The organism is Amycolatopsis sp. NPDC034160 (genome assembly GCF_055575355.1).
On sequence record NZ_JBVISU010000012.1, the window covers coordinates 102,527 to 121,088 of the forward strand.

The window sequence follows — 18,562 nt, forward strand, 5'->3', positions numbered from 1 at the left end:
CGTCCTCTAATTGCGGTCCTTGCGCGTGCAACTACCGCGTTTAGAGGACGAAATGCGGGAAGTGGGTGCAACCCACCTCCGCTCGCGTCGCGTGTCTAGCGACACCGGCCGCTCCGGCGGCTTGAAGCGAGCAAGGAGAAATACCCGATGGTGGGACAGTTCGACGACGGTGCGGCGAGCGGGAAGCAGCCGAAGAAACGCTCCGGCCCGGGTTGGATCCTCGCCTGCGCCGCGATCTTCGTGGTGGCGGCCGTGGTCGCGGTGGTCTTGTTCACCGGAAAGGGTGACCCGGTGAACGCGGCCGCCGAGGGCCAGGCGGGTACGTCCGCGATGCAGGCGCCGGAGGTCCCGGTCGACAAGGGCCAGGCGCCCGGCACGGTGAAACTGCCCGGTGGCGGCACGGCGAAACTGATTCGCAAGGAACTGACCGCCGACGGGACCCTCCCCATCCCCGAGGGTCTCGACGAAGCCACCTGGTGGGGCTCGAAACTGGGCGCAGACCAGGGTGCTTCGCTGCTTTCCGGGCATGTGAACTGGAAGGGCAAGAAGGGCCCGTTCGACGAACTGTGGCGGCTCAAGACCGGCCAGGAGGTCAGTGTCGTCGACACCGACGGCGGCAAATGGGTCTACCAGATCGGCGAGGTCGTCACCGTGCACAAGACGAAGCTGGCCGAGCAGGCGGAGAAGCTGTTCGGACCCGACGGTCCGCATCGGCTGGTGCTGGTCACCTGTGGTGGTGAGTACGTCGGCGGGACCGACGGCTACGAGGACAACCGCATCGTCACGGCGTCCTTGGTCAGCCGGCCCTGACCCGTTCCAACCTCGCCGGAGGTCGTGCGGGGACGGGCGGTTAGTCTTGTCGTTCTAGTCCGATACCCGTCCCCGCATGCTTCGGAGCGTGGAGTGCCCGCCAACACCATTGAGACCGTCGTCAGCCTGTGCAAGCGTCGAGGCTTCGTTTTCCCGTGTGGAGAGATCTACGGCGGTACCAAATCGGCGTGGGACTACGGTCCGCTCGGTGTCGAGCTCAAGGACAACATCAAGCGCCAGTGGTGGAAGACCGTCGTGCAGAGCCGCGACGACGTCGTCGGCCTCGACTCCTCGGTGATCCTGCCGCGCCAGGTCTGGGTCGCGTCGGGTCACCTCGACGTCTTCACCGACCCGCTGATCGAATGTCTGTCCTGCCACAAGCGGTTCCGCGCCGACCAGCTGGCCGAGGACTTCTCCGCGCGTACGGGCAAGGAGGTGACCGAGGACGACCTGTCCGAGGTCCCGTGCCCGAACTGCGGCAACCGCGGCGAGTACACCGCGCCGCGTGACTTCAACATGATGCTCAAGACCTACCTCGGCCCGGTCGAGTCCGAGGAAGGCGTGCACTACCTCCGCCCGGAGACCGCGCAGGGCATCTTCATCAACTTCCTCAACGTGCAGACCACCGCGCGGAAGAAGCCGCCGTTCGGCATCGGCCAGATCGGCAAGTCGTTCCGGAACGAGATCACGCCGGGCAACTTCATCTTCCGCACGCGTGAGTTCGAGCAGATGGAGATGGAGTTCTTCGTCGAGCCGGGTGAGGACGAGACCTGGCACCAGTACTGGATCGACGCGCGCACCGAGTGGTACAAGGACCTCGGCATCAAGCCGGAGAACCTGCGTCTCTACGAGCACCCCAAGGAAAAGCTCTCCCACTACTCGAAGCGCACCGTCGACATCGAGTACCGCTTCGCGTTCAACGCGGGCCAGGAGTGGGGCGAGCTCGAGGGCATCGCGAACCGCACCGACTACGACCTGACGACGCACTCGAACCACTCGGGCGTGGACCTGTCGTTCTTCGACCAGGCTTCGAAGCAGCGGTTCCGCCCGTTCGTCATCGAGCCCGCGGCCGGTGTCGGCCGGTCGATGATGGCGTTCCTGGTCGACGCGTACCACGAGGACGAGGTCCCCAACGCCAAGGGCGGCGTCGACAAGCGCGCCGTGCTGAAGCTGGACTACCGGCTCGCGCCGTTCAAGGTCGCCGTGCTTCCGTTGTCCCGCAACGCCGATCTCACGCCGAAGGCGCGCGACGTCGCGGCGATGCTGCGTAAGCACTGGAACGTCGACTTCGACGACGCCGGCTCGATCGGCAAGCGCTACCGGCGCCAGGAAGAGATCGGGACGCCGTTCTGCGTCACCGTCGACTTCGACACGCTCGACGACCTCGCGGTGACCGTGCGGGAGCGCGACACCATGGCGCAGGAGCGGGTCGCGATCGACAAGCTCGAGGCTTACCTCGCGGGGCGTCTGATCGGCTGCTGACACCCTCGGCAAACGCCATGAAAGGTCCTTTCCTTGCAAATTTCGCAAGGAAAGGACCTTTCATGGCGTTGGGGGGGGAGCGGTCGGAACCACCCCTGACAACTGTCACCCCCAGGTCGTGACGCGCGGCCCAAGGCCGCGAGCCCCGGGCACGCCAAGCTCGGGGTATGCGAGAACAAGACATCACCACGGGGGCGGCGGTCCGGCTTTCCGGACTGCGTAAGCATTACGGGGAAGTCCACGCCGTCGACGGCGTGGACCTCACGATCGCGCCGGGCGAGGTGGTCGCCCTCCTCGGCCCCAACGGCGCCGGAAAATCCACCACGGTCGACATGATCCTCGGGCTCACCGTGCCCAACAGCGGCACCGTGACCGTCTTCGGGCGCGAGCCGGGCGAAGCGGTCGGCGACGGGATGATCGGCGCGATGCTGCAGGGCGGCGCGCTCGTCGAGGATCTCACCGTCGCCGAGACCGTCGGCATGGTCGCCGCGCTGCACCGCGAGCCGATGCCCGTCCGGGAAGCGCTGCGTCGCGCCGGGGTCGAAGACCTCGCGAACCGGCGGTCCACCAGGCTTTCCGGTGGGCAGAAGCAGCGCGTGCGGTTCGCCGTCGCGCTGGTGAGCGACCCGGACCTGCTGATCCTCGACGAGCCCACGGCCGCGATGGACGTCGGCACGCGCCGCGAGTTCTGGAAGTCCATGTACGAGTACACGGACTCCGGTCGCACGGTCCTGTTCGCCACCCACTATCTCGAAGAGGCCGAAGAGTTCGCCGACCGTGTCGTGCTGATGCGGTCGGGGCGGATCGTCGCGGACGGTTCGGTCGCGCAGGTCCGTGCGCTGGCCGGGGGACGCACGGTCCGCGCGGCCGTGCCCGCGACGGCGGACCCGGTGATCGCGGCACTGCCCGCGGTCACCGGGTTCGAACTGCGGGGCGGCCGCGTCGCCATCTCCAGTTCCGATTCCGACACCACGCTCCGGGCCTTGCTGACCCAGGTGCCCGAAGCGCACGACATCGAGATCAGCGCCGTCGGCCTCGAAGGCGCCTTCCTTTCCCTGACCGCCGAAAGCACCGAGGAACCCGTCCGATGAACCCGACCTATCTCAAGACCGAGATCGTCCGCACCTTCCGCTCCACCCGGTTCGTGCTCTTCGCGATCGCGTTCCCGGTGCTGATGTTCTTGTTGCAGGTCAACGTTTTCGGTGCGGCCGACGGGCACATCGCCGGAGTGATCATGGTCAACATGATGGCCTTCGGCACCTTCTCCGCCGCGATGACGAGCGGCGCGAAGCTGGCCATCGAACGGTCCACGGGCTGGCAGCGGCAGCTGCGCCTGACCCCGCTGACCGGCGCGGGCTACCTCGGTGGCAAGGGGCTCTCGGCGATGCTCGTCGCCCTTCCGGCGCTGCTCGTCGTGCCGCTGATCGGCGTCCTGGTCGAGGGCGTCCACCTCGACGCCTCCGGCTGGTTGCGGCTGGTGCTCGGCATCTGGATCGGCGCGCTCCCGCTGGTGTTGCTCGGTCTGCTGCTGGGGCAGGTCGCCACGCCGGATTCGATGCAGCCGGTGTCCATGGTCGTCACGATGGGGATGGGCTTCCTCGGCGGGCTGTGGATCCCGATCGACGGGATGCCGTCCTGGATGGCCGACCTCGCCCAGGTGACGCCGACGTACTGGCTGATCCAGCTGGTCCGCCCGGTCGTCACCGACCATCTCACGGTGAGCCTCCCGGCCGCGCTCGGTGTGCTGGCGGCGTGGACCGCGGTCCTCGGGGCGCTGGTGATCAGGCGTTACCGTAAGGACAGTGCGCGGGTCTGAGGAATGGGTGAACCGGTGAACGATTACCCGGGCAGGGTCAAGACGGGCTTGACCAGCCGTGAGAACTGGTGGGCGGACATGCCGCCGCGCGCCGGCGGGGAGCGGCGCCCGGTGCGCCGCGTCGTGTTCCTCCTCGCGTTCGTCCTGCCGCTGCTCGTTCCGGCCGGGATCGACCTGGCCAGGACGGGCCTGACCGCCGAGAAAGCGGTGAGCCTCGGGCTGCTGATCTGCTACAGCGCCTGCTATCTGCTCTTCCCGTTCTTTCTGCGGCCGTCCCGCCGGTGGATGAACTTCGCCTTCTCGGGCGTGATCCTGCTCATCGGGCTCGCGCTGACCTTCCTGATGGGGACCAACCCCTACGTCCTGGTCTATGCCACCGCGACGGTGGCCTTCACGCTGCCGCCGGGGTGGGCGGTGATCTTCAGCGGCTCGGCACTGTTGTCGGTCCTGGCCGCCAGCCTCAGCACCGGGCTGCCGGAAATCGGTGACCTCGTGACGATCACCGCGGTCACGTTCGCCATGTTCTTCATGGCGAACCTGGTCCGCGCGGTGCGGAAACTGGAGGCGGCGAACCGGGAGATCGCCACGCTGGCGGTGGCGGGTGAACGCGAGCGCCTGGCGCGGGACCTGCACGACATCCTCGGCCACAGCCTCACCACCATCACGGTGAAGGCCGGGCTCGCCCGCCGGATGCTGGAGAGCGGCAAGGACGATCGCGCGCTGGAGGAGATCCGCGAGGTCGAAGGCCTGACCCGCAGTGCGTTGTCGGATATCCGCGCCACGGTCTCGGAGTACCGCGAGGTGTCGCTTTCGGCGGAGCTCGCCGGGGCGCGGGCGGCGCTGCGGGCGGCCGAGATCGACGGCGATCTGCCGCACGCGGTGGACAACGTCGAACCGGGCCTGCAGCGCACTTTCGGATATGTGCTGCGGGAAGCGGTCACGAATGTGCTCCGGCATTCCGAGGCGAAGCGGGTCAAAGTCCGCTTCGGTGAGCGATGGCTGGAGATCGAGGACGACGGGCAGGCCGTCGATGCCCCGGCGGGCAACGGCCTGCACGGGCTCACCGAACGGCTGGAGGCCGTCGGAGGGACGCTGGAGGCCTCCCCTCGGCCAGGAGGAGGATGGCTGGTCCGGGCCGAGGTACCGGCCACCGCCGTGGTGAGAGATCCGCGTGCGTCGTTCACCGAAACAGCTGGAGAGTGTGCGTGATCCGGGTCCTGCTCGCCGATGACCAGGCGATGGTGCGCGGGGCGCTGGCCACCGTGCTCGGCCTCGAAACCGACATCGAAGTGGTCGCCCAGGCGGGCTCGGGCGACGAAGTGCTCCAGCTGGCGAAGGAAACGGCCCCGGACGTCGCGCTGCTCGACGTCCAGATGCCGGGCAAGGACGGCCTCGAAGCCGCCGCCGAGCTGCACCGCGCGCTGCCGTCGTGCCGGATCATCATCTGCACGACCTTCGGCAGACCCGGGTACCTCGCGCGCGCGATGACGGCGGGCGCCGCCGGGTTCGTGGTCAAGGACGCCCCTCCGGAGCAACTCGTCGACGCCGTCCGCAGAGTCCACAGTGGACTCCGGGTGGTCGATCCCGCGCTCGCCGCCGAATCCCTCGCCACCGGCGCGAGCCCGCTCACCGGACGCGAGCACGACGTCCTCACCGCGGCGAAGGACGGCAGCACGGTGGCCGACATCGCCAAGGTGCTGCACCTTTCCGACGGCACCGTGCGCAACCATCTTTCGGCCGCGATGGGCAAGACCGGGGCCAGGACGCGGGCCGAGGCGGTGCGGCTCGCGGAAGAACGCGGCTGGCTCTGAGATCCACTCCCGCCTCTGCGAGAATCACCACCGTGAGTACCGCCGAACGGACGAAACCCACTCGCGCGAACCGGGTACGCCGGATCGTGGCGGGGGTGCTGCTGATCGTCTTCGCGGTGATCGGCGGGACGGCGTTCCGGGTCTGGCAGGTCGCGCGGGACGACGTGCGCGACCGGGCCGACGTCATCGTGGTGCTCGGTGCCGCCCAGTACAACGGCAGGCCGTCGGGCATCTTCGAGGCGCGGCTGGCCAAGGCGAAGACGCTCTACGACCAGGGTGTCGCCAAGACGATCGTCACCGCGGGCGGCAAGAAGGCCGACGACAACTACACCGAGGCCGACGCGGGCGCGCGGTGGCTGCGCAAACGCGGTGTCCCCGAGTCGGCGACCCTTCCGGTGGGTGAAGGCAGTGACACCCTGCGCAGCCTGCGGGCGGTCGCCGAGCAGGTGCGTAACCGGGGCTGGAAGACCGCCGTGCTGGTCAGCGACCCGTGGCATTCCTTCCGCGCCCGGGTGATGGCCGACGACCTCGGGCTGGAGACCTGGACCTCACCCACCCATCGCGGCCCGATCGTGCAGACCCGCGAGACGCAGGCGCGCTACATCGTCCGCGAGACCGGCGCGCTGCTGTATTACCGGCTCACGAAGTCCCCGGCGGACGCGCTGTTCGGCACCGGCGAGGTCTGACACCCGATAGGTGTCGGTGACCGCGCTTAAGCTTGGCTGGTGAGCGACACCTACACCCAGGCCGACACCGCGCGCCTGCTGCCCGAGCGGCCCAAGGGCGCGGCGCTGGAAGGCGCCAAGGACGGGCGGAACGCCTTCGCCCGTGACCGGGCGCGGGTGCTGCACTCGGCCGCGCTGCGGCGGCTGGCAGGCAAGACCCAAGTGGTCGGTCCGGGTGAAGGCGCCGAGGTCAGCGGCGTGCCGCGCACCCGGCTGACCCATTCGCTGGAGGTCGCCCAGATCGGCAGGGGGATCGCGGACGAGCTGGGCGCCGATCCGGACCTGGTGGACACCGCCGGGCTCGCGCACGACATCGGGCATCCGCCGTTCGGGCACAACGGCGAACGCGCGCTGGACGAGGTCGCGCGGCCGTGCGGCGGTTTCGAGGGCAACGCGCAGACGCTGCGGATTCTGACCAGGCTGGAGCCCAAGGTCCTGCTCGAAGGCGGGTTGGTCGGCGGGCTGAACCTCACCCGCGCCTGCCTCGACGCCGCGACGAAGTACCCGTGGCCGCGTGAAGAGGGCAACCCGAAGTACGGCGTGTACGCCGACGACGCCGAGGTGTTCGCGTGGGTCCGTGACGGCGCTCCCGAGCGGCGCACCTGCCTGGAAGCGCAGATCATGGACTGGTCCGACGACGTCGCGTATTCGGTCCACGACGTCGAGGACGGGGTACTGGCGGGCCGGATCTCGTTGCAGGTATTGGCCGACGCGGAAGAACGCGCCGCCGTGGCCGAGGCGGCGCGGAGGTTCTCGGACCAATCCCAGTCCACTTTGGAGGGTGCGGCGAAGGAACTGCTCGACCTGCCGGTGGTCGCGGAACTCATCAAGCCCGGCCTCGACGGATCGCTCAAGGCGCAGGTCGCGCTGAAGCGGCTGACGAGCGAGCTGGTCGGCCGGTTCGCGACGGCGGTCGTCGGCGCGACACGGGAGGTGCACGGCGAGGGCCAGCTGAGCCGCTACGCCGCGCAACTGGTCATCCCGGAGCAGGTCGCGGCCGAGGTCGCGCTGTTCAAGGCGCTCGCGCTGCGGTACGTGATGAGCGACAGGCGGCGGCTCGCGATGCAGGACGGCCAGCGCCAGACGCTCGCCGAACTGGTCGGGGCGCTGTGTCACCGCGCGCCGGAAGCGCTGGACGGCCTGTTCCTGCCCGCGTGGGAGGCGGCGCCGGACGACGCGGCCCGTCTGCGCGTCGTCGTCGACCAGGTGGCGTCGCTCACGGACGCGCAGGCCTACGCGTGGCATGCCTGGCACACCGGCAGGCACGGCTGAAGGGAACTTTCGGACAGGAGACGGACGGGCCCGTCCACGGTACGGTCTGCGGCATGGGCGCTGTCGAAAGCCACCTCCGGTTTGGTCTGGACCTCTACCGGGTGCTGGCGAGCCGCACGGAGAACGCGTGCTTCTCGCCGTACTCGATCGCGAGCGCGCTCGGCCTGGTGACCCAGGCCGCCAAGGGGAAGACCAGAGAAGAGCTGATCGCCCTGCTCGGCGATCCCGACGAACTCGCCGACCTGCTGGGTAAAGCCTCGTCACTGCTCGACGACGGACCGGTACTCGCCGTCGCGAACACGCTCTGGGCCTGGGACGGGCTCCCGCTCGAGGACTCGTTCCGCGAGGAACTGGCGACGTGGCCGGGCGGCAAGGTCGCCAGCGCCCCGTTCAAGGACGATCCGGAGGCCGCGCGACGGCTGATCAACGCCGACGTCGCCGAGGCCACCCGCGAGCTGATCCCCGAGCTGCTGAAGCCGGGGACGGTCGCCCCGGACACCGTCGCCGCCATCGTCAACGCGCTGTATCTCAAAACCGCGTGGACCAATCCGTTCTCGCGTGACAACACCGCGGACGCGGACTTCCACGCGCCGTCCGGAACGCGCAAGATACCGACCATGTGGCTCGAAAAGCAGCTCGACCACACCCACGAGGACGGCTGGCAGGCCATCCGGCTCGGTGCGGAGGGCGGCGTGGAGGCGGTCGTCCTGCTCCCGGACGGGGACCTCGACGACGCCGAACTCGACGCCGGCCAGCTGGCGCGGCTGCTGGAGAACACCCGATCCAAGACGATCGCGCTGTCGCTGCCGAAGCTGAAGCTCGACGTGGCCAGTCCGCTGACGGGGAAGCTGCAGGAACTCGGCGTGCGGACCATGTTCACCGGACGCGCCGATCTCACCGGACTCGCCGACGACGACCGGCTCGAAGTGTCCGAGGTCGTCCACCAGTCCGTGCTTCGCATCGACGAACAGGGTCTCGAAGGCGCCGCCGCGACCGCGGTGCTGATGCGGTTGACGTCGCTCATCGTCGATGAACCGCTCGAGGTCACCGTCGATCGCCCCTTCCTTCTGCTCGTGAGGCACGCCTCGACGGGTGTGATCTACTTTCTCGCCCGCGTAGTCGAGCCGTGAGGATGGTCAGTGAGTCTTTTCCAGGCTGAGGCGGCGGACGTGGAGGCCGGGGAGACTCCCACGAGACCTCGCCGGTTCGCCGGTGCCGACGCCGCCATCATGGGCGGTTTCCTGCTGTTCGCTTTCCTGCTCTACAACGGGCTCTGGCTCGATCTCGAAGAGGGCTACCTCTGGAACAGCGCGTCGGACCAGAACCTGTGGGAGTGGTTCTTCTCCGTCACCGCGGACAACGTGCTGCACCTGAGGAACCCGCTCACGACGCATTTCCAGAACCATCCGCTCGGCGTCAACCTGATGGCCAACACGGCCATGCTCGGCATCGGCATCCCGCTGGCGCCGGTCACGCTCGCCTTCGGCCCGACGGTCACCTGGGCCATCGCGCTCACCGGCGGTCTCGCCGGCACCGCCGCGGCCTGGTACTGGGTCTTCTCGCGGCATCTGGTCACCAACCGGGTCGGCGCGGCGATCGGCGGCGCGTTCTGCGGGTTCGCCCCGCCGATGATCTCGCACGGCAACGCGCATCCGAACTTCGTCGCGTGGTTCGTGCTGCCGTTCATCGCGTTGCTGGTCTTCAAGATCGCCCGTGGCGAGCGCCCGGTCCGCAACGGGATCTTCCTCGGTCTCCTGGCGGCGTACCAGATCTTTCTCGGCGAAGAGCCGCTGCTGATCTTCGCGATGGCGTTCGCGATTTTCGCCATCGCCTACTTCGCGACGAACTACCGCGAGTTCCCGTCGATGGCGAAACCGCTGGGAATCGGGGTCGGCATCGGCGTCCTCGTGGCGCTGGTGCTGTGCGCTTTCCCGTTGTGGTGGCAGTTCTTCGGCCCGCAGAGCTACCAGGCGATCGAGCACGGCTCCGTCGGCAACGACACGGCCGCGTTCACCCGGTTCGCGACGCAGTCGGTGGCCGGGCAGCCGCAGGCCGCGGCGGACGTGTCGATGAACCGCACCGAGGAGAACGCCTTCTTCGGCTGGCCGCTGATCGTGCTGATGGTGGTGATCACCGGCTGGCTGTGGCGCGAGGTGTTCGCGCGGGCGCTGGCGATCTCGATGCTCGTGATGGCGTGGCTTTCGCTCGGTGTGCAACTCGTCGTGGTGCACGAGGAGACCGGCGTTCCCGGGCCGTGGAAACTGCTGTCGGAACTGCCGCTGTTCGAATCACTGCTGGAATCGCGGCTCGCGATGGGCTGCATCCCGCTCATCGGCGCCCTGCTGGCGCTGGCGACCGAGCGGGTCTGGTCGGTCGCCGCGAAACTGCCCGAAGTGCCGGGAGAGCGGCGATTCCCGTTGCGGCTGGTGTGGATCGGCGCCGTCCTCGCGGTCCTGCTGCCGATCGCGCCGACGCAGCTGATCGTGAAGGACCGGCCGCCCACACCGCGGTTCCTCGCCGACGGCACCTGGCGGACCTACGTCGCGCCCGGCGGCACCGTGGTGCCCGTCCCGTTGCCGAGTTCCGGCGAATCCGAGCCGCTGCACTGGCAGATCGACGCGGGACTCGGCTACTCGATGCCCGAGGGTTACTTCGTCGGGCCGAGCGGACCGGACGACAAACGCGGCCGCTACGGCGCCATCCAGCGGCCGACGTCGGTCATCTTCGACCAGATCAAGCAGACCGGCGTGCCGGCGACGATCACCGAGTCGCAGCGCGTGCAGGCGCTGGAGGATCTGCGGTACTGGAACGCCGACGTCCTCGTGCTGATCCCGCGCGAACACCAGGACGCCTTCCGGGCGACGGTGGACCTGCTGCTGCGGAAGCCCGCCGAGTTCGTCGACGGCGTCTGGATCTGGGACGTGCGGGCGATCACCCCCTGACCCCTTCCCGCGTTTGGTCGTGAGTGGCGATTCGGGTTAGAACCCGAATCGCCACTCACGACCAACTTGACCCACCCCACACCGGCAGCCTCAAGCCCGGACACGCGCGACTACGCACCCAGAGGACTAAACGCGGGGCTCGTCCAGGGACAGAAAGCGATCCGGCCCGCGCGCCGGCGAAGTACCGGAACAACGCGGCGGCCTCGGCGAACTCGGCTTTGGCTTCCTGGAGCGGTTTTCCCTGCTCCTCGGTCAGCACCGGAGCCAGTACCGCCGCGGCCTCCTCGACGACGACCGCGCACGACGTCAACGCCGCGTGCCGGTCCGCGGCGCGCCAGGCGGGCCACGCGCCGCCGGCGGCGCGTACCGCTTTGTCGACATCGGCCTGGCCGTCGTCCGGGATGGTCGTGATCGGCCGGCCGGTCGCGGGGTTTTCGACGGCGAGCCTCGGACGGGTCATGTGGTTCCTCCGGTGGGAGAGTGCGGAGGGATCGTCGAAGAGACCGAAGCGCAGGCATCGGTTGTGTCCAAGGGATCGCTGAGCGTAAGCGTACCTTCATTGATCGAATGGCGGTTCCGGCGAAAAGGCTAAATCGGCTCCGTCCCCAGCCGTGGCCCACGCCACCGGGGAGTGGTTGTCACGTCTCCGCCCGGCGCCTCGTCCACCTTCTGATCGCAACCGCACGAGGAGGACACCATGCCGCGCATTCCCGCCGTCAAAACCGCCGACGCCGGCTTCCTGCTGAAGCTGATCTACAAGTTCGCCGGGAAACGGTTCGGCGCCGTCCCCGAGCCGATGGCCGTCTACGCGCACCACCCGGCACTGCTCCGGGCCAACGGCATGCACGAAATGCTGGCGGAGAAGGCCAGCAAAACGCTGCCGTCGAACGTGCGCGAGCTGGCCGTGTACCGCGTCGCGACGCAGCTCGGCTGCTCGTGGTGCATCGACTTCGGCACCATGCTGCAGCTGCACGAGGGACTCGACATCGAACGGCTGAAGAACATCGACGACTACGCGAAGTCGCCCGCCTTCACCGCTCAGGAACGGCTCGCGCTCGCCTACGCCGACGCGATGACCGCGAGCCCGGTGACCGTCACCGACGAGCAGGTCGCCGAACTGGAACGCGAGTTCGGCCGCAAGGGCGTCATCGAGCTGACCTACCAGATCGGGCTGGAGAACATGCGTGCCCGGATGAACAGCGCGCTCGACATCACCGCCCAGGGCTTCACTTCGGGCGACGCCTGCCGGATCCCGCTTCCCTGATCCCGCCTCCTGACACGCTGCGTTTCGTCCTCTTAATGCGGTAGTTGCACACGCAAGGACCGCGTTCAGAGGACGAAACGCGGTCAGGCGCCGACGCGGGCCCGCGCGGTGGTGAGCTTGTCCGGGTTCGCCATGTCGTAGATCGTGACGATCTTCCCGTCGCGGATGACGAACGCGTCGACGTGCTCGTCGAGCGCCCGGTACTCGCCGGAGGCCTCCTGTGGCGGGATGTAGAGCCCGAGGTCGCCGTTGACGAGGGCGAACCTGGCCTTCTCGATCCCGGCCGGGTCGTACATCCGCATGAGGCCCTGGAACAGCCGGGTGACCTTGTCGAATCCGGTGACGGTGCGCACCGCCGTGCGCGCCTTGCCGCCGGCGTCGCCGACGAGGACGACGTCCGGATGCAGCACCTCGGCGACCGCCTGGATGTCGCCGGTGAGCATCGCGGTCATGAACTTCTCGATGATCCGCTGCTGCTCGGCGAGCGCCGTCCGCGGCGGCGGTTCGGCGTCGGCGAGCGCACGGCGGCCGCGAGAACCGTGCTGGCGGGCGGCCTCGGTGGTGCAGCCCAGGATCTCGGCGATCTCGCCGAACGGCACCGAGAACGCGTCGTGGAGGACGAACGCGACGCGTTGTTCGGGCGTCAGCCGGTCGAGGACCACCATCGCAGCCATCCGCATCCCGTCGTCGCGGACCGCGACGGCGAGCGGGTCCTCCGACGACGGCGTGCCCAGCGGGCCGAGCACCGGCTCGGGCAGCCATTCGCCGACGTACCGCTCGCGGCGCACCACCGCCGACCGCAGCCGGTCGAGACAGATCCGGCTGACGACGGTGGTCAGCCACCCCTTGTGGTCCTCGATCGCCGCGCGGCGATCGGCGTCCAGGCCGCTCAGCCGCAGCCAGGACTCCTGGACCGCGTCCTCGGCGTCGGACAGCGTGCCGGTGAGCCGGTAGGCGACGGACACCAGGTGAGGGCGCAGCTCGGCGAACTTCCCGGCGAGTTCATCCAGGGCGGTACTCATTCCCCGAGTGTGCCGCACACCCCTCCCCGAGCGGCAACTAGAGTGGTGAGCGTGGCAGGACGGATTCGGGACAGCGACATCGCGGAGGTGCGCGAGCGCAACCGGATCGACGAGGTCGTCGGTGATTACGTCGCCCTTCGCAGCGCCGGTGGCGGCAGCCTGAAGGGGCTTTGCCCGTTCCACAACGAGAAGACCCCGTCGTTCAACGTGCGCCCCTCCCACGGCACCTTCCACTGTTTCGGCTGTGGGGAAGGTGGTGACGTGATCAAATTCGTGCAGAAGATGGATTTGATCTCGTTCGTCGAGGCCGTCGAGCGGCTCGCGGACCGCGCGGGCTTCCGGCTGACCTACGAGGGCGGCGGCGGAAGCGTCCAGCGTGACCGCGGCACCCGCTCCCGGCTGATCGAGGCGCACCGCGCGGCCCAGGAGTTCTACGCCGAGCAGCTGCTCACCCCGGACGCGCGCGCGGCGCGGGACTTCCTGTCCGAGCGGGGCTTCGACGCCGCCGCCGCGCAGACGTTCGGCTGCGGCTACGCGCCGGCCGGTTGGGACAAACTCACCAAGCACCTGCTCAACCGCGGGTTCGAGGTCAAGGAACTGCTCACGGCCGGACTGGCCAAGGAAGGGCAGCGCGGCCCGATGGACCGGTTCAACCGGCGGCTGCTCTGGCCCATCCGCGACGTCGGCAACGAGGTCGTCGGCTTCGGTGCGCGGCGCCTGTACGACGACGACCGGGTCTCGGCGAAGTACCTGAACACCTCGGAATCGCCGATCTACAAGAAGTCGCAGGTGATGTTCGGCCTCGATCTGGCCAAACGCGAGATCGCGAAGCGGCACCAGGTCGTCGTGGTCGAGGGCTACACCGACGTGATGGCGATGCACGCCGCCGGGGTGCCGACGGCCGTCGCGTCGTCGGGGACGGCGTTCGGTGAAGACCATATGAAGGTGCTTCGCCGGCTGATGATGGACGACGACGCCTTCCGCGGCGAAGTCATCTTCACCTTCGACGGTGACGAAGCAGGCCAGAAGGCGGCACTGAAGGCTTTCGAGGGAGACCAGACCTTCGCCGGGCAGACCTACATCGCGGTCGCCCCCGACGGCATGGATCCTTGCGAACTGAGGCTCGCCAAGGGCGACACCGCCGTGCGCGATCTGGTCGCGCGGCGGATCCCGCTGTTCGAGTTCGCGATCAAGAGCATGCTCAAGGGCTTCGACCTCGACTCGGTCGACGGCCAGGTCGCGGCGCTGCAGAAGACCGTCCCGATGGTCGCGGGCATCAAGGACCGCGCGAGCCGTGACGGCTACGCGTCGAAGCTCGCCTGGTGGGTCGGCTGGCAGGACGCGGCGCAGGTGGTGAACCGGGTCCGCGGCAGCGCGGGCGCCACCGCGAAACGCTCGAACACGATCGAGGTCCGGCGCCCCGCCCAGGCCGCCACCGCCACCATGGAGGAGGACCTGCCGAGGCCCGCGCCCGGCGACCCGCGGTTCATCGCGCAGCGCGAGGCCCTCAAGGCGGCGCTGCAACAGCCGATGCTCGCCGGCGCGGAGTACGACGCGCTCCCCGAGGACGCGTTCACTCATCCGGTGTATATCGCCATCCACAAGGCACTGCTGGCCGCCGGGGGAGCGGGTTCCGGGCTGACCGGGCCCGCCCTGCTCGACGCCGCCACCCCGCACTGTCCACAGGGGACGGTGCGCCGCGTGCTCAGCGAGCTTTCGGTGGAACCGTTGCGCGCCAAGGGCGAGGTCGACTCGCGCTACATCTCCGCGCAGCTCGCGGCGGTGCAGGAAGCCTTGGTCGGCCGCCAGATCAACGAGATCAAGTCGAAACTCCAGCGGCTTTCCCCGGTCGAGGCGCCGGACGACTACCGCGCGCTGTTCGGCGACCTCGTCGCGCTCGAGCAGTACCGGAAGGCGTTGAAGGAACAGGCCATCGGCGGATTGGACTGAGTGCTCATGGGCTGGCTGCGTCACCTGCTCGGCGACCGTGTCCCGGCGGATTTCGACGGCTCGCTGGACGACGGCGAACACGTCGTCGGGAGCGCGGCCGTCGAGGGCGGCGGCTACCTGCTCGTCACGCCGCTGGGGCTCTGGATCCCGGCCGAGGCGGGGTCGCGCCGGATCGGCTGGCATCTGGTCGGCAAGGCCGCGTGGTCCGACGGGGTGCTCACGCTGACCGAGTCCCAGGAGACCGGCACCGCCGGAAAGGCCGTGCTGCTGGCCGACAAGGCACCGGTGCGGTTCAAGCTCCCCCGGCCGGGCAAGGTGCCGCTTTTGCTGCGGCAGCGGGTCGACGGCTCGGTCCGGGAACGGCACCGCAAGGACTTCGGGACCGGCGGAGCGTGGTTCGTCGAACGCAAGATCCCCGGCCAGGACGGCACGGTGCTGCAGGTGCGGCCCGATCCCGGCACCGACGTCGACGTGGTCAAGGCGATCGCCGAGGAAGCGGCGGAGAAACTGGCCCGGAAACTGGTCAAGCCATCCGGCTAGCAGTACGCTCGTACTGTATCGCTGGGAGGCGCCATGTGGGATCCGGTCAAGTACCTCGACTACGCCGACCTGCGGGCCCGGCCGTTCCACGACCTCATCGGGCGGATACCGGCCGCGAAACCCCGCCGGGTCGCCGACCTCGGCTGCGGCCCCGGAAACCTGACCGCCGGCCTGGCCGAACGTTGGCCGGACGCGATCATCGAGGCGAGCGACAGTTCCCCCGAAATGGTCGAGGCCGCGCGCTCGCGAGGCGTCGACGCGCGCGTGCTGGACGTCAACGACTGGGTGCCCGAACCGGATACCGACATCGTCCTCTCGAACGCCGTCCTCCAGTGGGTCCCGGAGCATCGGGTCCTGCTCCGGCGCTGGGTCGATCTCCTGCCGTCCGGGGCGACGCTCGCCTTTCAGGTCCCCGCCAACTTCGACGCCCCCTCGCACGCCCTGGTCCGTGCGCTCGCGCGCACCGAGGAGTGGGCATCGCGCCTCGCCGACGTCGTCCTGCGGGAGAACGAGGCCGTCGACAGCCCGCTCGGCTACGGAAATCTGCTCGCCGACGCCGGATGCGCCGTCGACGCCTGGGAGACGACCTATCTGCAGCGGCTGTCCGGGGAGAACGCCGTGCTCGAATGGATCACCGGCACCTCACTCCGGCCGGTCAGGGAAGCCCTCCCGGGCGCCGACTGGGACCACTTCCGGGCGCAGCTCGCCCGCGAGCTGGACGAGGCCTATCCGCCGCGCCCTGACGGGACCACCTGGTTCGAGTTCCGGCGCGTCTTCGTGGTCGCCGTCGTCCCCTGACGTCAGAAGGGGCCCTTCGCCGCGTCAAGTGCGGCGAAGGGCCCCTTCGGTCTGTCTCGGGTATCCGGGTCAGCGCTGGGGCCGCCCGAACCGCTCACCGACCTTGGCGCGGGCGACCCCGGCGGCGCCCTGCACCATGGGGTGGTCGGCGATCTTGCGGTAGGTCCGCACGATCTGCTCGTACCGTCCCCGGCCGGCCTTCGCGCCCAGTACATAGCCCGCGGCCGCACCCAGCAGGAACATCTTCATCCGAGTCAACGCCTCCGTTCGATCTTGCTTCGACTGCCATTGTCCCTCAAAACGCGAGCTTGACGAGGTCGCGCGCGAAAGTGGGGGTGGGTGCGCGGCCGCCGGAGGCCATGGGCTAAAGTTCTCTCATCGGTCGGAGCGATCCGGCCGGTACGGAGCACAATCCCCTGTAGCTCAACTGGCAGAGCATTCGGCTGTTAACCGGAGGGTTCTTGGTTCGAGTCCAAGCGGGGGAGCACAAGCCCAGGCCACGCGGCCTGGGCTTCTTCGTGTTCGGGGTACCAGGGGCGATTCGGTGTCGATCGCCTGAGGGCACGGCCGCGTTCCTCCGTTCCGGCGGAAGCGCTACAATGAGTCACGTATCGTGAGGTCGTTCAGACTGTGTGGAACCGGTCGGAATGTGGCCTCGGGCGGGCCACCCGAGAATGAGGCGAGCCGAGCACCTGCCAGCGGGCATGACGGACCCCTCTGCGGGTAACCGCTCCTGAGCTCGCCGACGGCTGGATCCACGCCACCGCGGTTGAGGAAACCACCCGACAGGTGACTCCGATTGCACAACACTGAACGCTGCTTCGTCGCCGCTGAGACCGCGTCCCCCGCGGCAGATCTCGCGGTGACGGTATGACACCGCCTGACGACGTCGAGACCGTACTGGCTCGCCTGCACCGCGCGGCCGCCGACCGGCAGCATCTCGGCGCCGTCACCTCCCTGCGGATCGCCGAGCCGCTCGGCCTCGACGCGCTCACCATCGACTTGATCAACAGCACCGGCACACTGGAACTGGTGTGGTGCGACCCGGCGGACGGGCCAGGCCACGACCTGGACACTCTGCAATACACCCTCGGTGACGGTCCCACCCTGGAAGCCGTCCAGCAGGGCTACACGGTGTCCGAACCCGATCTGGTCGCCACCGACCAGGCTCGTTGGCCGTTGTTCTTGCCCGCCGCGATGCAGTCCCCGGCCCGAGCCGTCATCGCCGCGCCGCTGCGAGGCCACGAGGGGACTTTTGGTGCCCTTACCGGTTACCGGGCCACGCCCGGCGCCATGACCGCGGCGCAGTCACACGATTTTCACCGCGTCCGGGACGGGTTGCTGCCCTTGCTGATGCAGAGCGCGCCGATTTCGGCGATCAGCGACCCCGAAGGCAATGGCGGCGGCCTCCGCCACTACCGAGCGGAAGTCCAGCAAGCCGCCGGTTTCCTCGCCACCGCCCTCGCCATCCCGCCCGATCAGGCACTGGCCCGGCTACGCGCACACGCCTTTCGCCACGACCGCTCGCTGACCGAACTGGCTCGCGACGCCCTCACCCGCCGCCTCCGGCTGGACTGACCACCAGGAAACAGTGACCTGTCGGCTTATTCGGCGGCGCGGAGTTCGGTGTTCCGGCGCCGCGCTTCGCGGAGTTGATCTTCGAGCGAAATGATGCGGCAGGCGGCGTCGACAGCTGTGCCCTGGTCGACCAGTTCTCGCACGCGTGCGGCGATACGCAGCTGGTGCCGGGAGTAGCGACGGTGCCCGCCCGCGGAGCGCTGCGGGCTGATCAAGCCGGCCTCGTCGAGACCGCGCAGGAAATTCTGAGTGGCGCCCAGCATGTCCGCGGCGCGGCCCATGGTGTACGCGGGGTAGTGGTCGTCGTCGAATTTGTCGGCCCCGCCCGGACCGGGATCGGGGGTCTCGCGTTGGTCAGGAATCATTCCACCTCCACAGCACAAGGGACCCCGGGTGCCACTCGTGGCGCCCGGGGTCCCCAGGGTTGGGTTTCACCATTGTCAACCGGCCGTGAGGCCGATGTCCTGCATCCGCGGTGTCCGTCCGAGAGGCGGACGATGCGGAGATCGCTTATTCGTAACCGAGAACCACCTTCCAATCCGATGGGCCTGC

General features: G+C 68.9%; 19 protein-coding genes and 1 tRNA gene. 16 read left to right on the forward strand and 4 right to left on the reverse strand.

Annotated features, from left to right (window positions below):
* Positions 1-147: 147 nt before the first annotated feature.
* From ACZ54P_RS23690 to ACZ54P_RS23735, 10 genes are all read left to right on the forward strand, one after another.
* Positions 148-810: a class F sortase gene (locus ACZ54P_RS23690; protein WP_465463742.1), complete on the forward strand. Its 663-nt coding sequence runs from the start codon at positions 148-150 to the stop codon at positions 808-810.
* Positions 811-903: 93 nt separating this feature from the next.
* The gene (locus tag ACZ54P_RS23695) at positions 904-2,292 is read left to right on the forward strand and encodes a glycine--tRNA ligase (RefSeq protein ID WP_465463743.1); all 1,389 of its coding nucleotides are present in this window, start codon (positions 904-906) and stop codon (positions 2,290-2,292) included.
* A gap of 167 nt (positions 2,293-2,459) precedes the next feature.
* A complete protein-coding gene (locus ACZ54P_RS23700; protein ID WP_465463744.1) occupies positions 2,460-3,383 on the forward strand; it encodes an ABC transporter ATP-binding protein in 924 nt (307 codons plus the stop codon).
* Positions 3,380-4,108 (forward strand): ABC transporter permease, encoded by a 729-nt coding sequence (locus tag ACZ54P_RS23705; protein ID WP_465463745.1) that lies wholly within the window; start codon positions 3,380-3,382, stop codon positions 4,106-4,108. The genes ACZ54P_RS23700 and ACZ54P_RS23705 overlap by 4 nt, the downstream gene beginning before the upstream one ends.
* A gap of 15 nt (positions 4,109-4,123) precedes the next feature.
* The gene (locus ACZ54P_RS23710; RefSeq protein WP_465463746.1) at positions 4,124-5,317 is read left to right on the forward strand and encodes a sensor histidine kinase; all 1,194 of its coding nucleotides are present in this window, start codon (positions 4,124-4,126) and stop codon (positions 5,315-5,317) included.
* Positions 5,314-5,919: a response regulator gene (locus ACZ54P_RS23715; RefSeq protein WP_465463747.1), complete on the forward strand. Its 606-nt coding sequence runs from the start codon at positions 5,314-5,316 to the stop codon at positions 5,917-5,919. Before ACZ54P_RS23710 ends, ACZ54P_RS23715 begins: the two co-directional genes overlap by 4 nt.
* Before the next feature lie 32 nt (positions 5,920-5,951).
* On the forward strand, positions 5,952-6,605 hold the full coding sequence (locus tag ACZ54P_RS23720) for a YdcF family protein (protein ID WP_465463748.1): 654 nt from the start codon (positions 5,952-5,954) through the stop codon (positions 6,603-6,605).
* A gap of 39 nt (positions 6,606-6,644) precedes the next feature.
* A complete protein-coding gene (locus tag ACZ54P_RS23725; RefSeq protein WP_465463749.1) occupies positions 6,645-7,916 on the forward strand; it encodes a deoxyguanosinetriphosphate triphosphohydrolase in 1,272 nt (423 codons plus the stop codon).
* 53 nt (positions 7,917-7,969) lie between these two features.
* Positions 7,970-9,046 carry a serpin family protein gene (locus ACZ54P_RS23730; RefSeq protein ID WP_465463750.1) on the forward strand — a complete coding sequence of 359 codons (1,077 nt, stop codon included), beginning with the start codon at positions 7,970-7,972 and terminating at the stop codon, positions 9,044-9,046.
* 9 nt (positions 9,047-9,055) lie between these two features.
* Entirely contained in the window at positions 9,056-10,858 is a 1,803-nt protein-coding gene (locus tag ACZ54P_RS23735; protein ID WP_465463751.1) for a glycosyl transferase, read from the forward strand.
* Positions 10,859-10,913: 55 nt separating this feature from the next.
* Here the strand turns inward: ACZ54P_RS23735 and ACZ54P_RS23740 are convergent, their stop codons facing one another.
* The gene (locus ACZ54P_RS23740; protein ID WP_465463752.1) at positions 10,914-11,318 is read right to left on the reverse strand and encodes an aldehyde dehydrogenase family protein; all 405 of its coding nucleotides are present in this window, start codon (positions 11,316-11,318) and stop codon (positions 10,914-10,916) included.
* Positions 11,319-11,555: 237 nt separating this feature from the next.
* Between ACZ54P_RS23740 and ACZ54P_RS23745 the strand changes: the two genes are divergently transcribed.
* Positions 11,556-12,122 (forward strand): carboxymuconolactone decarboxylase family protein, encoded by a 567-nt coding sequence (locus ACZ54P_RS23745; RefSeq protein WP_465463753.1) that lies wholly within the window; start codon positions 11,556-11,558, stop codon positions 12,120-12,122.
* A gap of 83 nt (positions 12,123-12,205) precedes the next feature.
* Here ACZ54P_RS23745 and ACZ54P_RS23750 read toward each other — a convergent pair whose 3' ends face one another.
* Positions 12,206-13,144, reverse strand: a complete 939-nt coding sequence (locus tag ACZ54P_RS23750; RefSeq protein ID WP_465463754.1) for a sigma-70 family RNA polymerase sigma factor — start codon at positions 13,142-13,144, stop codon at positions 12,206-12,208.
* Between the two features lie 42 nt (positions 13,145-13,186).
* Here ACZ54P_RS23750 and dnaG point away from each other — a divergent pair, with 42 nt between their 5' ends.
* Genes dnaG through ACZ54P_RS23765 form a run of 3 tightly spaced genes read left to right on the forward strand, consistent with a single transcriptional unit; the run spans position 13,187 to position 16,432 of the window.
* On the forward strand, positions 13,187-15,094 hold the full coding sequence (dnaG, locus tag ACZ54P_RS23755; RefSeq protein ID WP_465463755.1) for a DNA primase: 1,908 nt from the start codon (positions 13,187-13,189) through the stop codon (positions 15,092-15,094).
* Positions 15,095-15,100: 6 nt separating this feature from the next.
* Positions 15,101-15,634: a hypothetical protein gene (locus ACZ54P_RS23760; protein WP_465463756.1), complete on the forward strand. Its 534-nt coding sequence runs from the start codon at positions 15,101-15,103 to the stop codon at positions 15,632-15,634.
* 33 nt (positions 15,635-15,667) lie between these two features.
* Positions 15,668-16,432 carry a trans-aconitate 2-methyltransferase gene (locus ACZ54P_RS23765; protein WP_465463757.1) on the forward strand — a complete coding sequence of 255 codons (765 nt, stop codon included), beginning with the start codon at positions 15,668-15,670 and terminating at the stop codon, positions 16,430-16,432.
* Between the two features lie 69 nt (positions 16,433-16,501).
* On the opposite strand, the gene ACZ54P_RS23770 is transcribed toward ACZ54P_RS23765, so the two are convergent.
* Positions 16,502-16,681, reverse strand: coding sequence for a hypothetical protein (locus tag ACZ54P_RS23770; protein WP_007031230.1), 180 nt, complete (start codon positions 16,679-16,681; stop codon positions 16,502-16,504).
* 163 nt (positions 16,682-16,844) lie between these two features.
* On the opposite strand from ACZ54P_RS23770, the gene ACZ54P_RS23775 reads away from it, so the two are divergent.
* Both ACZ54P_RS23775 and ACZ54P_RS23780 read left to right on the forward strand, forming a co-directional pair.
* Positions 16,845-16,917, forward strand: a tRNA-Asn gene (locus ACZ54P_RS23775).
* A gap of 385 nt (positions 16,918-17,302) precedes the next feature.
* Positions 17,303-18,010 (forward strand): ANTAR domain-containing protein, encoded by a 708-nt coding sequence (locus tag ACZ54P_RS23780; protein ID WP_465463758.1) that lies wholly within the window; start codon positions 17,303-17,305, stop codon positions 18,008-18,010.
* Positions 18,011-18,036: 26 nt separating this feature from the next.
* Here ACZ54P_RS23780 and ACZ54P_RS23785 read toward each other — a convergent pair whose 3' ends face one another.
* On the reverse strand, positions 18,037-18,375 hold the full coding sequence (locus ACZ54P_RS23785) for a MerR family transcriptional regulator (RefSeq protein ID WP_465463759.1): 339 nt from the start codon (positions 18,373-18,375) through the stop codon (positions 18,037-18,039).
* Between the last annotated feature and the right edge of the window lie 187 nt (positions 18,376-18,562).

What these genes read in the sequence shown, in the direction of transcription:
- ACZ54P_RS23770 (WP_007031230.1), bottom strand. Translation starts at nt 16,681, where the DNA reads ATGAAGATGTTCCTGCTGGGTGCGGCCGCGGGCTATGTACTGGGCGCG.
- ACZ54P_RS23780 (WP_465463758.1), top strand. Translation starts at nt 17,303, where the DNA reads ATGACACCGCCTGACGACGTCGAGACCGTACTGGCTCGCCTGCACCGC.
- ACZ54P_RS23750 (WP_465463754.1), bottom strand. Translation starts at nt 13,144, where the DNA reads ATGAGTACCGCCCTGGATGAACTCGCCGGGAAGTTCGCCGAGCTGCGC.
- ACZ54P_RS23705 (WP_465463745.1), top strand. Translation starts at nt 3,380, where the DNA reads ATGAACCCGACCTATCTCAAGACCGAGATCGTCCGCACCTTCCGCTCC.
- ACZ54P_RS23785 (WP_465463759.1), bottom strand. Translation starts at nt 18,375, where the DNA reads ATGATTCCTGACCAACGCGAGACCCCCGATCCCGGTCCGGGCGGGGCC.
- ACZ54P_RS23740 (WP_465463752.1), bottom strand. Translation starts at nt 11,318, where the DNA reads ATGACCCGTCCGAGGCTCGCCGTCGAAAACCCCGCGACCGGCCGGCCG.
- ACZ54P_RS23690 (WP_465463742.1), top strand. Translation starts at nt 148, where the DNA reads ATGGTGGGACAGTTCGACGACGGTGCGGCGAGCGGGAAGCAGCCGAAG.
- ACZ54P_RS23700 (WP_465463744.1), top strand. Translation starts at nt 2,460, where the DNA reads ATGCGAGAACAAGACATCACCACGGGGGCGGCGGTCCGGCTTTCCGGA.
- ACZ54P_RS23760 (WP_465463756.1), top strand. Translation starts at nt 15,101, where the DNA reads ATGGGCTGGCTGCGTCACCTGCTCGGCGACCGTGTCCCGGCGGATTTC.
- ACZ54P_RS23765 (WP_465463757.1), top strand. Translation starts at nt 15,668, where the DNA reads ATGTGGGATCCGGTCAAGTACCTCGACTACGCCGACCTGCGGGCCCGG.
- ACZ54P_RS23730 (WP_465463750.1), top strand. Translation starts at nt 7,970, where the DNA reads ATGGGCGCTGTCGAAAGCCACCTCCGGTTTGGTCTGGACCTCTACCGG.
- ACZ54P_RS23745 (WP_465463753.1), top strand. Translation starts at nt 11,556, where the DNA reads ATGCCGCGCATTCCCGCCGTCAAAACCGCCGACGCCGGCTTCCTGCTG.